Source organism: Paenibacillus sp. SRL342, assembly GCF_984798905.1.
Genome location: NZ_OZ481790.1, coordinates 2093144 through 2106095 on the forward strand (window position 1 = coordinate 2093144; position 12952 = coordinate 2106095).

General features: G+C 46.3%; 9 protein-coding genes. 7 read left to right on the forward strand and 2 right to left on the reverse strand.

What is annotated here, in order from left to right; genetic code table 11:
• Nucleotides 1–12 precede the first annotated feature (12 nt).
• On the reverse strand, nucleotides 13–1644 hold the full coding sequence (locus AC4E8D_RS09640) for a thiamine pyrophosphate-binding protein (protein WP_237176142.1): 1632 nt from the start codon (nucleotides 1642–1644) through the stop codon (nucleotides 13–15).
• A 411-nt stretch (nucleotides 1645–2055) separates the two neighbouring features.
• On the opposite strand from AC4E8D_RS09640, the gene AC4E8D_RS09645 reads away from it, so the two are divergent.
• Entirely contained in the window at nucleotides 2056–3027 is a 972-nt protein-coding gene (locus tag AC4E8D_RS09645) for a Gfo/Idh/MocA family protein (RefSeq protein WP_237176141.1), read from the forward strand.
• Nucleotides 3028–3211: 184 nt separating this feature from the next.
• On the opposite strand, the gene AC4E8D_RS09650 is transcribed toward AC4E8D_RS09645, so the two are convergent.
• Nucleotides 3212–4930, reverse strand: a complete 1719-nt coding sequence (locus tag AC4E8D_RS09650) for a methyl-accepting chemotaxis protein (RefSeq protein ID WP_339307679.1) — start codon at nucleotides 4928–4930, stop codon at nucleotides 3212–3214.
• A gap of 294 nt (nucleotides 4931–5224) precedes the next feature.
• Between AC4E8D_RS09650 and AC4E8D_RS09655 the strand changes: the two genes are divergently transcribed.
• The 6 genes from AC4E8D_RS09655 to AC4E8D_RS09680 all read left to right on the forward strand — a co-directional run bounded on the left by AC4E8D_RS09655 (nucleotide 5225) and on the right by AC4E8D_RS09680 (nucleotide 12932).
• Nucleotides 5225–5911, forward strand: a complete 687-nt coding sequence (locus AC4E8D_RS09655; protein WP_339307681.1) for an HAD family hydrolase — start codon at nucleotides 5225–5227, stop codon at nucleotides 5909–5911.
• A gap of 205 nt (nucleotides 5912–6116) precedes the next feature.
• A complete protein-coding gene (locus AC4E8D_RS09660) occupies nucleotides 6117–7007 on the forward strand; it encodes a carbohydrate ABC transporter permease (protein ID WP_076209116.1) in 891 nt (296 codons plus the stop codon).
• A 52-nt stretch (nucleotides 7008–7059) separates the two neighbouring features.
• The gene (locus AC4E8D_RS09665) at nucleotides 7060–7929 is read left to right on the forward strand and encodes a carbohydrate ABC transporter permease (protein WP_339308654.1); all 870 of its coding nucleotides are present in this window, start codon (nucleotides 7060–7062) and stop codon (nucleotides 7927–7929) included.
• 104 nt (nucleotides 7930–8033) lie between these two features.
• Nucleotides 8034–9785, forward strand: coding sequence for a sensor histidine kinase (locus AC4E8D_RS09670; RefSeq protein ID WP_339307683.1), 1752 nt, complete (start codon nucleotides 8034–8036; stop codon nucleotides 9783–9785).
• 11 nt (nucleotides 9786–9796) lie between these two features.
• Nucleotides 9797–11401, forward strand: coding sequence for a helix-turn-helix domain-containing protein (locus tag AC4E8D_RS09675; protein WP_339307685.1), 1605 nt, complete (start codon nucleotides 9797–9799; stop codon nucleotides 11399–11401).
• 133 nt (nucleotides 11402–11534) lie between these two features.
• A complete protein-coding gene (locus tag AC4E8D_RS09680) occupies nucleotides 11535–12932 on the forward strand; it encodes an ABC transporter substrate-binding protein (protein ID WP_339307687.1) in 1398 nt (465 codons plus the stop codon).
• The last annotated feature ends 20 nt before the right edge of the window (nucleotides 12933–12952 follow it).

Here is a 12952-nt window from a genome sequence, read left to right on the forward strand (position 1 = left end):
GATCTACTCCTCCTAATTCAAAGTTACGGTGCGGTGAGCCGTGGGTGGAATTTCATCTCGATCGGTCAGAAGTTCAATAACAGTTACCTGATTCAATGTCTGGGCTGTGTTCAGCGCAGATGAGAATTCTGCAAGGGTTTCTGCTCGAAACGCAACCGCACCGAGAGATTCGGCAAATTTGGCGGCATCCATAGGAACTTCATATAATGTGCCATCAATTCTGCCTGTTGTTTTTTCCATTCCTTTGAGTGCCATGTCCAGTTGTTTGTTGTTAACAACAATGAAGATGACGTTCAGATTGTTGCATACCGCGGTATGGATCTCCGTCCCCAGCATCATGAAACATCCATCCCCGGTGATACATACGACGGTCTCTTCAGGTGAAGCGGCCTTTGAACCTATCGCCATACCAATGGCATTACCCATGCAGGCAAAGTAAGCGTCAAACACAAAGCTGCCTGGTTTCTTGACTTTATATCGCTGGACCGCATGAAATCCGTGGCTGCCATCATCAACAAAAAGCTTATGATCATACGGAAGCAGATCGCTCATTCCATCTAGCACAGAAGCCAGAGACAGTTGGGGGAGATCTGGTAAAGGGACAGTGTAATCGATGGGTGCCGTGGTTCTCACAGGAGTAGGGAGGTCTTCTAATGTGCCCAGCAAATATTGCAGGTTGTCCTTCAAATCACCGGTGATATGTAAGGTTTGAGCGCTCAGAATCTTACCCACAAATGTAGGATCAGTATCAAATTGAATGAGGTGTGCCGGGTGGTTCTCAGGTTTCAGATTGCATAGGGTCATATCACTCAGACGTGAACCGAGTACAATATAAAGGTCACTTTGGTTCAACATGTCGTCTGCATGTGGAAATCCTCCAACACCACAAGGTCCATGGTACAGGGGATGGTCCCACGCAATCGCTCCTTTTCCACCAGGCGTAGTAATGACAGGAATGTTGAACGATTCGGCCAATTGAAGCAATTCATCATGGGCTCTGGCACGACTTACACCTTTACCAGCAATAATTAAAGGGCGGTTGGATTGTTGAATGAGAGGGAAAATGCGATTCAGATTAGATACGCTAAGCAGAGGTTCCGGTTCGGGAATGACAATCCGGCATTCCGATAACAATTCAGTCTGTACGTCAAAAGGAAGACAGAGGTGAACAGGGCCTTTATTCGGACCAAGGGCAATGGATAAGGCATGATTCAGTAGGGTGCCGAAGTGATCTCCACGCTCAACGAGTTTACTGAATAATGTGGCAGGCCGGAACATCTCGGCTAGATCAGCCAGATAGGAAGAGGAATCCTGGCACTGAGGTAACCCCAGTTCCTGGATGGATTGATGACCCGTAATAAACAGTACAGGGAGATTGTTGGCCTTTGCATGGGCTGCTGCAGTAAGCAGATTGGTTCCGCCTGGACCGGATGTGGCAAAGGCAACGCCGAGTTTACCCGTCTGTAATGCATAACCGGATGCGGCAAAACCTGAGCTGGATTCATGACGGCCTGGAATGAATTCTAATCCGTAATCCACCATTTTCAGTACAGCAGGGCAGATGGATTTACCAATAATACCAAAGACATGAGTAACGCCTAGATTACGCAGAGTTTCTGCCAAATAGTCCGCAACTGTTCTCATGCGGGACACCTCGCTTCATGAAATAGGTTATTAGAACCATACGCATATTCCATTTGTTGAATGCAAGTTACTGTCTAAGGTTGTAAGAGGAAATATTCATTGTTATTAGGAAGAGTATCTTTTTTTGTGGTTTTTTGTCAACCTGTTTTTGTGAGTCTAAATTCCTGATTCTTAAGTTGGTAACGCTTTAAGTGTTGCTGGATAAAGTAAAAATAATTGGTTATATATCCCTGCAACGAATTACCCAATCGGTACAAAGTTACAAATAATGTAAAAACATGACTAACAATGATGAATTTCAGTCTCTAATAGCGACTTGAAAGCTAGGGATTTATCTTTTTTCGTATCAACGCATCGCATTCGCAATTCTTTGCTTTCTGCTATACTGGAAAGGAATTGGGAGGGGATGGAATGACAGTCATCAAGATGGCTCTGATTGGGCTGGGTAAAATGGGATTACATATGGTTCATCTCATCGAGAATACAAAGATGGACACGGAGATTGAGATTGTTGCGGTGTGTGATGCGAATGAGGAAAGTTTGGCGTCTTTTGCAGCTTCCCATCGGGGAGTTAGGACGTATACGGATTACAAGCAATTGATGAATGAACATCAGATTGATCTGTTGTATATTGCAGTTCCGCCGAAATTTCATTATCCGGTTGTCATGGAGGCGCTGGAGCGCAAAATTCATGTATTCTGCGAGAAACCGCTTGCCAATAGTATAGAAGAAGCCAAAAAGATGCTGGATACAGCGCAAAAGGCGGGCGTTGTTCATGCCATCCACTTCTCGATGCCGCATGAACCTTCCGTGCTGAAGTTGCAAGAGATGATTGAGCAGGATACTGTGGGGGCCATTCGCAAAATAGATCTCATTTTGCAATTCCCGCAGTGGCCACGATCATGGCAACAGAATGCATGGATTACAAGCCGGGAGCAGGGTGGATTTATTCTTGAAGTGGGGATTCACTGGATTCATATGATTCAAAAGGTGTTTGGTGCCATCCGGGTAGTGAGCACCCAGGTTCAATATCCTGATAATGGAGACTGTGAACTAGAAGTGCAGGCTGCAATGGAACTGGAAGACGGAGTCCGAATTCAGCTGAACGGGATCTCTCAATTTGCGGGGGAAGAACGTGTATCCATGGTGGTGTACGGCACAAAAGGCACGATTGCTCTGGAAAATTGGGAAGAATTGAAGACTGGCATGGTGGGGCAGCCACTTTCGCCTGTGGAAGTGCTTGAGTCCGCCAGTGAGTTGCCGGTTATTAAACATGTCATTGCCCGTATACAAGGCAAACCAGCTAAGATATATGATTTTAACGATGGGTATCAGGCACAATTGATACTGGAAGCGTTACGGAACACGGAACAATCAGGATAAGAAAAGGAGTGTCAGGTTTTTCATTTCGAAGTGCCTGCTGTACCTCTAAATGTATCAGCTCTTCGTAACACCAAGAAGCATCACAGTGGCCCAGGTGTGCCTGTCTGCGATGCTTCTTTCCTGTGTTTTGGCGCAAAATAGAGCTACATAGACATTCTATCGTTATGTTGTATGTTGATTCAGGTCACGCCAGCTTGAATCGCTTAACCAGCTGATCAAGTGTATCCGACATTTCATTCAACTGCTTGGACGTGTCAGACATTTCCTGCAGAGAAGCAAGTTGTTCCTCCGTCATCGCAGATACTTCTTCCGTGGCTGATGCAGTATCTTCCACAACAGCCGATACCTCATTGATGGACTTCATCACAGCCTCACTACCGGAAGTTAACTCCTCGACAACAGCAGATACCTCCAGAACTTCACCACTGAGGTTATGAATATGCTGAGTAATGGTTGAAAAAGCATTACCTGCATCCTCAATGGTCCGCAACCCTTCATTCACATGTAGAGTACTCTCATCAACCACCTGCACCGTACTTTGAACACCTGCTACCACGGTTTCCAATATACTTGTAATTTCTTTGGCTGATGTTGCACTTTGGTCTGCAAGATTACGAATTTCCGCGGCAACAACAGCGAAGCCGCGTCCATTTTCCCCAGCGCGGGCAGCTTCGATTCCGGCGTTAAGTGCAAGCAGATTGGTTTGTCTCGCAATACCCGACATTGAATCTGCAATGTTGATCACTTGATCAGACATCTTCGAAATTTCATTAATGGCTTCCTGTACAGAGAGGAAGGATTGCTCAATGGAACTCATTTTACCTACAGCATTATCAATGCGCTGTTGCCCATCCACGGCAATGGATTCGGTACGAACTGCACGGCCTGCCACGTCACTTGCCGAGGAGGCGACACGATTAAGGCCATTGAGGGATTGCTGCATCGCAGCTACCATGGTTTGCGTAAGAGCAACCTGTTCATCAGCGCCTTCAGCCACACGTTCCATGGCAGTGGCAACTTCTTTTCCTGCAAGATGGCTATCGGCAACGCCTTTATCCAATCGATCCGAAGCTTTGCTCAGAATCATGGCATTGCTCTGAACGTCCAGCATCATTTGCTGCAAACCAGTGAGCATTGTATTGGCTGCCTCCGCGAGTTCACGAGTTTCGTCTTTCATTGGCGTAGCGATTCTCAGTGTCAGGTCACCATTGGAAGAACCGATGTCATTTAATGCCTGCTTCACGGTACGGATGTTTCTAACAATGGCACGTGACAGGACCAATGCAGTGATGAACGAGATAATGGCCACAACGATAAGTGCCCCATACAGTTCCAGGTTCAGTAGTGTGTTTTTTTGCTTCAGTGCTTCTGTACGGTTATCGGTTAACGTATGCTCGTTGGTTCGAAACGTATCGAGAGCAGTCCGAATCTGGTCCATGTCTCTTTTACCTGGATCATCTGCGAAAAAATCTCGAATGGCCTGAGTATTATTGGCTTGACGAAGAGCGACCACAGGTTCACCAGCGATCTGGACCCAGTTCTCCATATTAGTATGTATGTCTTCCAAAAGTGCAAGTTGAGCCGGATTATCCGAAATTAAAGCAGCAAGTTCATCTCTGAGTGTAATAAGTTGCGCTTTTCCTTGGGTGTAGGGATCGAGATAATTGTCCTGACCCGTGATGATGTAACCGCGTTGACCTGTTTCCATATCTACCATGTTTCTTTCGAGTTCATAGGTGAGGGCGTGTACCCTCATATCGTGATCGACCAGAAAATCCAGTTCCCGTTGGAGCTGACTTGTGCTGTTCTGAATCAGCAGGATGCAACCAGCCAGTACAGCCAGTACGAGTAAATATCCTAATCCGATCTTATAAAAAATCTTAAAGGTCTTTCGCTTTTTCATGTTTGTTATTCCTCTCTATGGGGTATATGTAGTTGTCGAAAAAACCGGAAATATGACAATTGTAGGTCTTTAGATTAGGTGTCTAAAGAACTATTTTTTAGTATTATACGTAAAGAAACTTCTTTTGTATATAGTTCGTTTAACTATAATATAACGTTTGATTTATGTTGTATAAGGTTGGGGTTGATGATGTTTTACAATCGTTGGTTTACACGTTCAAACGTTATGTTTATCATGGGAAGGGAACGATTCCAATTACATATACAATATCCCAATCCGAAAGGAACATTGGACATGAATAAAGAGAAGGTATTGCTCAAACCGGAAGCGATGATTTTTGACATGGATGGTACGCTGTTCCAGACAGAGACCCTGTTGTTGCCAGCTTACCAGCAACTATTTGATACATTGCGTGCCGAAGGGCATTTTGAAGGAGAAACTCCACCCGAGGAACGGATGCTGGGAAGTTTGGGCATGTTGCTCGAGGATATATGGAAAGTGGTTATGCCTGAGGCATCGGAAGTGGCACATCGCCGTGCAGACGAACTGTTGCTTCAACTGGAGATTGAGGGGCTTGATCAAGGAAGTTCCCAATTGTATCCTGGGGTGAAAGAAACACTGCAAGCATTAAAACAACAAGGAGTGCGTCTTTTTGTCGCAAGTAACGGGCTGGAGGACTATGTGAAGGGTGTGGCGTTTGCACACGAGATTATGCCTTTCTTTGAAGGGGTATACAGTGCAGGCCAGTACAAGACTCCTTCCAAGATTAATCTGGTGCAGATCCTGCTTGAGAAACATCGTATTCAGGACGCATGGATGGTAGGGGATCGCTCTTCTGATGTGGAAGCTGGTAAAATGAACGGTCAGGCGGTCATCGGCTGTGCTTATGCCGGGTTTGGCCGTGATGAGGAGCTTGCGGGCTCAGATGTGCTCATCTCTGATTTTACAGAACTGCTGCGTCTGTATGATGAAGCAGAGTAGCCTATACGCTACATACGTATACTGAGATTTAAGATTACGAACCGCATGATATGAACCTGTAGACTCAACGGAAATTCGTTGAATACAGGTTTTTTTGTATGGTCATGCAGTCACATTCTCCCCTGTAAAAAGTTGATTTCCCTATCCCGCCTACCTCCATATTCCCTCTATACTTCATTCAAAAGCTATAGGGGGTCCGATTCTGGTGAAACCATCCAAAATACATGCCTATATGTTCATCTTTCCAAGTCTTTTTTTAACCCTTGTATTTGGGATCTATCCGCTGTTATGGGCGCTGCGTTACATGTTCTATGATTATCAAGGCATCGGGACGCCTGTCTTTATCGGGCTTGATAATTTTGGACGCATTTTGCGTGACGGGCAATTCTGGGATTCTGTAGGCAACACGGGTGTGTACGCCCTGGGCAAACTCGTTGTTACAATTCCACTGTCGTTAACTCTGGCGATTATTCTGAATCGCAAATGGAGAGGGCGATCCCTCTTTAGGGCGATCTATTATCTCCCCACTATTTTTAGTGCTTCGGTCATGGCGATTGTATTCTTTATTATTTTCAACTCTTATAACGGAATATTGAACCAATTGCTGCTCAAGTATCATGTGATCTCCGAATCCATTAGCTGGCTGGGGGCTGAACATGCCATGCTAACAACCATCATCATCGCCATCTGGGGGGCTGTGGGCAACTATATGTTGTTGTTCATTGCGGGTCTTCAGAGCATTCCCGAAGAGCTTTATGAGGCGGCATCGCTGGATGGAGCGAGTGAGTTTCAGAAACTGCGGAATGTAACAATTCCATTGCTGGGTCCAGTCTTGCAGATGATCATCATGCTGGCAATTACCACGGCGCTGAAAGGTTACGAGAGTATTATGGTGCTTACCGAAGGAGGGCCGTATGGCAAAACAGAGGTGATGTATCTGTATTTGTTTAAACTGTTGTTTCCCGTGTCGGCTGACACCCAATCACTCCAGCAGCTCGGTTATGGCAGTGCGGTTGGTTTCACAACGGCTCTCATCGTAGGGGCTGTGACGCTCATTTATTTCCGTATATCCAAAAAGCTCAATGATGTCTATTAAAATGAAAAACAGACTTTTTGAACACGTATAAATTAATCAGGAGGAAACGATGATGACTCAAAATGTGCTTGCGCCCTCAGGGTCTCCCCAACTCATTCGCTGGACCAAACGAACGGTACTTTGGCTGTTTTTGATCGCAATTGCTCTGCTGTCGTTGTTCCCCATCATACTTGTATTGCTCGGTTCCTTCAAAACAAACCAGGAATTGACCGGAGGGGCTACCATCTGGCCGAAGATTTGGCAGTTCTCCAACTATGCTCAGGCTTGGAAAACCGCCAATTTTTCGGGTTTTACGATGAACAGCGTGTTTGTTAGCATCAGTACAACAGTTGGCACGTTGCTGGTAGCTTCGATGTCAGCCTACGCTGTGGATCGAGTGAATTTCAAAGGGAAAAAGGGGTACACCTTGCTCATGGCATCCACTCTGTTTATTTCCATAGGCGCGGTTGTGCTGCGTCCGCAATTTGACCTCATGGTTAAGCTGGGGCTGAATACCACGTTGTGGGGCGTTATTATTATACTGATCAGCGCACACGCTGCCACATACTTTATTCTCATTGGTTTCTTCAAGAGCATCCCGCGCGAACTGGATGAAGCGGCGATGATTGATGGCTGTAATTTCTTCACCACATACTGGCGAATTATTCTTCCGCTCCTGCGGCCCGGACTCGCCGTTGCAGGTCTGGGTGTATTCCAGAGTTCTTGGAATGAATATATTCTTCCTTTTGTGTTCACCATGAGCAATCCGGATTTGCAGACTTTGCCGGTTGGGCTGGCTAGTCTGCGATATGGCATCGGAGCTGCGGCTGAGGTCCAACTGATGATGGCCGGAGCCTGTCTGTCCATTTTGCCGCTGCTCATCGTTTATATTTTTGCCAACAAATCATTCATGCAGGTGACCTTGGGAGCTGTGAAAGGATAGGCGTGAGCACAATCATGGAAACGGTTTTACGGGTTATTCCACTGTGCTATACTCATTTTAATTCACAGCGGACGGGCCAAGCCGTGTTCAAGGAGCGAGCGCCGATGATATTCGACTTTTATAAAATGTCCCTGAAAAAAAGAATACAGCTGCTGTACATTTTTCTCGTTGTCCTGTGCATCAGTGTGACCGGGATATGCTCTTATCTCTTTGCTGCACGAAGCATTGAGCAGAATGCACTTGAACTGAAACAAAGCATTCTGAACAAATCAGTGCAGGTTATGGATGAACATCTAAGGCATATTGTTGTATCCTCTTTTTCTTTTATGCTCAATGAAGCATTCACCCAGGTCATGAAGGACGTGGGGAAAAATAACACATCTCATTATTATCAGAATCTCTCGCTGCTGCAAACATCGTTTGCTCAATTGAAGCTCGTAGAGCCACTGATTGATACCGCATATCTGACAACACCCATCGGTGATTTTTTCTCGACCAAAGATTTTCCGAATCGCAATAACCCGTTCGACAGGGAATACGGACGCTACGTGAAGCTGCAAGGCTGGAATACGATGTGGTTTGGTTCACATCAGAGTGAACTGTTCCAATCCCAAGGAAATGTGTTATCTCTGTTGCTCAAACCCATTGTGATCGATAATCATACCTATTCGAATGTATATATGGTCGTCAATATGAAGGAAGAGGCGATGCGAGACATTCTGACGCAGGATCTCATGAATAACCAGATTCAACTGTTTTTGCTGCACAAAAACGGAAATGAAGTCATTCGACCCAGGTCCCGAAATTACGATTTCATTATGGAGCCGGACTTTACCCAACAGTTTAGCCGTGGCGATGCTGGAGATTTTACCTATAGGAACGATCAGGGGGAGGACATGCTTGTTAACTATTCGGCATTGTCGATGAACGAGGATTGGGTCATGGTAAGTGTACAGTCCAAGGCTGACTTGTTGTCCCCCCTCCAAAAGATACGCTGGCTGATCATCCTGATCATGTTGTTTTGCATTTTGCTCGCACTTGGGTTGTCCAGGCTACTGGCATCCGCTCTGCTGAAGCCACTGAACAAACTGCGACGCCTGATGGTTGAGGTGGAGTCCAATGATCTGGATGTACGGTTTCGCAGCAAGTATGACGATGAAGTCAGCGCTGTAGGGCATCGTTTCAATCGGATGTTGGACCAGATTCAGGTTCTGTTTGAAGAAGTACGGACAACAGAGCAAGACAAACGGCGGTTTGAAGTCAAGGCGCTTCAGGCGCAGGTTGATCCTCATTTCCTCTACAATACGCTGAATACAATGTTCTGGAAAAGTGAGAGCGGAGAGAAGAAGGATGTAAGTGAGATGATCGTCTCCTTATCCTTGTTATTCCGTCTGGGACTGAATGATGGGAAAGACATCACCAGTGTGGGGCAGGAGATCAAACATGTCGAACAATACATGCAGCTTCAGCAAAAATGTTATGAGGATCTGTTCGTTTATCGAATTGAGGTGGGGGACCCCTCTTGTTACGCTGTTGATATTTTAAAAATATTGCTTCAGCCCTTGGTCGAGAATTCCATCCTGCATGGATTCAATGACAAAGAAGATATGGGCGTTATCCTGATCCGCATTGATCGTCAGGGTAACACACTACGGCTGGAGGTGGCTGACAATGGATGTGGGATGGATGTAGCCAGCATCTCTGCTGAGGATGCTCCTGACGGGGGACGCAAAGGTTATGCCCTATCCAATCTCCATGGCAGACTAAGCCTGCACTACGGGGATGTGGCCTCGATTGTGTTTCATAGCAGTACAGATGTAGGGACAACAGTTGTTATCACGATTCCGATCACCTGAGGAGGGGCAGTATGGGCCAATTGACGATGTGTGTTATGGATGATATCCAGGCAGTTGTAAAAGGCATATCCTCAACTATTCCGTGGGAAGATCATCAGGTTCGGATTGTAGGCACGGCGGGCAATGGAGAGCTCGGTTGGTCCTTGTTGCTGGAGCAGCAACCCGACATCGTGATTAGTGATATCAGGATGCCCAAGCTGAGCGGACTGGACCTCATGAAGCGGGCATTGGATGCCGGACTGCGAGCCAAATTTATTTTCATCAGTGGTTATTCGGATTTCCAATATGCACAGGAAGCCATCAAGCTGGGGGCATCCGACTATTTGCTCAAACCGTTTACCCCTGAAGAAATACTCGGTGCGGTGTTGAAGGTAAGACAGGTGATTAAGGAAGAGCAGGCACAGTGCAAACAGTTGGAACAGTTGGAGCAGAAGGTGGAGAGCAGCAGCCAGTACGAGCGTCACAGCTATCTCCTGGGTTTGTTGCGTCATGAAATCGGGGGCTTCCTGAATGAAAGTCGCTGGAACGAGCTGCATATTGATCTCGATTCCTCCAATCTTCTCGTGATGGTCATTGAGGTGGATGGTTATACGCGATATGGATACACGATGCATCTGGATGCCGAAATCGTTCCTTTTGCGGTCCAAAATATTGTGGGAGAAACCTTGAACCGCTATACCAAGGGCGTTGTTTTACGGGAAAACCGATACCGGCTTGCCGCCATATTTAACACACCAAGTCAGATCGATGTCTCCGAGCTCCTGGAGCAATGCCGCCAAAATGTGGAGCGATTCAGCAAAAAAACAGTCTCGATTGGTGTGGGTACGATTGCCCACAGACCACAGGAAATCTGGACGTCCTACGCACATGCAGATCAGGCGATATCCTATCGTTTTTACAGTGAAGGAAATTGCATCCTCAAGTATGCTGAACTGGAGAATCAGGCCTGTGTGGCCCCGGTATATCCTTTGGAGAAGGAAAAAGAGCTTTTTTACGCACTGAAATGTGGTAATGAGAGCACTTGTCACCGGATCATTGATGAAATTCTCGAAGAATGGCAGGTTTCCGAAGGTTTTCCCGAGCCGCTCACGATGATTCGTTTGTTGTCTGGACTGGCCTTTGCCATCTACCGTGCCTTTTGTGATGAGATTACAGCAGAGGAACGCTTGCGTCTGGAGGCCGACCTGACAGTGCTTGAGGCGATGCGCTCCTTGACATTTGAGGGCTGGAGGGGATATATCAAGCATTTTAGCAGTATGGGATGCGAGATTATGGACAAAAAGCGACTCACCGATGTCAAACAGGCGATTAGCAAAGCACAGGAATATATCAGTCTGAATCTTGCAGAAAATCTGACGCTGCATGCCTGTGCCCAATCCGTGCATTTAAGTCCGAGTTATTTTGCCAATGCCTTCAAAAAGGAAACGGGCATAACGCCGATTCAATATATTACTAAGATGAGGATGGAAAAAGCAAAAGAGTTGCTGGTTGCAGGTGTACAGGTGCAAGAGATCTGCCAGAGGCTGGGTTATGAGGACAGGCCTTATTTCAGCGGTTTGTTCAAGAAATATTGCGGCATGACGCCAACCTGCTTCCGGCAAATGTATGAGAATTGAACCCGATACGGATCGTCATTTTTCCCACCATGCAAAGTCAGAATGTCCCTCACTTGCATGAAAGCTTAGCGATTATCATTACGTTAACGGATAACCAAACGGGTTGTCCAGACAAGCATAAGGGGGCATATCAATGGTTAAAAAGTGGATGGTGACTACGCTAAGTGCATTGCTGGCGCTAAGTTTGGCAGGTTGTTCTGCTGACAGTGGTACTTCGGCAAATAGCGAATCGGGGACCAGCGGGGAGAATGCCGGAGGGAAAACCAAAATCATATATTGGACACCGGACCGCCATGATGCTGATTTTATGAAATCCAAGATCGATGAGTTCAACCAGACGAACAAGGACAACATTGAAGTGGAGATGACCGTGATGGGGGACAACTACCCACAGGCGGTCGATATTGCTTTTGCCAGCAAGCAGGCACCCGATGTGCTGCAAGTTAATGATTTTCAGACGTATTATCAGAAGGGGTATCTCGCCCCGATCGATGGATACATGAGTGATGAGATGAAGGCCGTGTTTAAAGACAGCTTGATTGAAAATAAAAACACGATTGATGGAAAAATATATTCCCTCCCCAATACAGGGCAGGTCTGGCGGCTTGTGTATAACAAGGATATTTTCAAAAAAGCAGGGATCGAGAGTCCGCCAAAAACGTTGGCTGAGATGGTTGCGGATGCCAAAAAAATTACCGAAGTTGGTAAAAGTGAAGGCATCTATGGTTTTGCCAGCCCGTTCAAGAGCAGCAGCGGCTTCTGGAGAGCAGCCAATACGATCGCAGGTGCAAGCAGTAATGTTGGTATTGATGGTTACAACTACAAGACTGGCCAATTTGATTTTGGGATGTACAAGGATATCGCAATGGCACTCCGTCAGATGAATCAGGATGGCAGTATGCTGCCAGGGGTAGAAAGTCTGGACATCGATCCACTCAGAGCCCAGTTTGCACAAGGAAAAATTGGAATGTACATTAATCACTCCGGCGAACCAGGGGTATATAAAGATCAGTTTCCTACCAAAGAAAATTGGGCAGCGGCTCCTGTGCCAACAAATGATGGAACGATCAAGGGCGCTTCGCAAGTCATCGGGGGCTCCTACATCGGCATCAATGCAGATTCTGCCAATAAGGAAGCGGCATGGAAGTTTATGGAGTATGTGTACAGCACAGATCTTCAGAGTGAGTATTACGAAAAGGGATACGGAATCTCACTGATTCCTGCTGTACTAAGCTCTGACAAAAAACCAAGCATTCCGGGCATTGAAGGTTTCCTGCCCAAACGATATGATGCCATTTTCCCGGCAAATCCAAGTGTGGTGACCGAGAGTTCACTGGAAGGCACCAAATGGGGTGAGGCTTTTTCAATCTTTGTATTCACGGGTGGCGATCTCGATGCTGTGATCAAGGATCTGGATACAAGGTACAATGCAGCTCTGGAGAAAACCAAAGCGGCAGGGCTGACCAACATAACTGCTGATCCATCGTTCGATTCTTCCAAGCTTCAGGGTAAATTGTCCACAGAAGACTAATAAACGTTCATAGCGGCCGT

What these genes read in the sequence shown, in the direction of transcription:
- AC4E8D_RS09640 (WP_237176142.1), bottom strand. Translation starts at nt 1,644, where the DNA reads ATGAGAACAGTTGCGGACTATTTGGCAGAAACTCTGCGTAATCTAGGC.
- AC4E8D_RS09645 (WP_237176141.1), top strand. Translation starts at nt 2,056, where the DNA reads ATGACAGTCATCAAGATGGCTCTGATTGGGCTGGGTAAAATGGGATTA.
- AC4E8D_RS09650 (WP_339307679.1), bottom strand. Translation starts at nt 4,930, where the DNA reads ATGAAAAAGCGAAAGACCTTTAAGATTTTTTATAAGATCGGATTAGGA.
- AC4E8D_RS09655 (WP_339307681.1), top strand. Translation starts at nt 5,225, where the DNA reads ATGAATAAAGAGAAGGTATTGCTCAAACCGGAAGCGATGATTTTTGAC.
- AC4E8D_RS09665 (WP_339308654.1), top strand. Translation starts at nt 7,060, where the DNA reads ATGACTCAAAATGTGCTTGCGCCCTCAGGGTCTCCCCAACTCATTCGC.
- AC4E8D_RS09670 (WP_339307683.1), top strand. Translation starts at nt 8,034, where the DNA reads ATGATATTCGACTTTTATAAAATGTCCCTGAAAAAAAGAATACAGCTG.
- AC4E8D_RS09675 (WP_339307685.1), top strand. Translation starts at nt 9,797, where the DNA reads ATGGGCCAATTGACGATGTGTGTTATGGATGATATCCAGGCAGTTGTA.
- AC4E8D_RS09680 (WP_339307687.1), top strand. Translation starts at nt 11,535, where the DNA reads ATGGTTAAAAAGTGGATGGTGACTACGCTAAGTGCATTGCTGGCGCTA.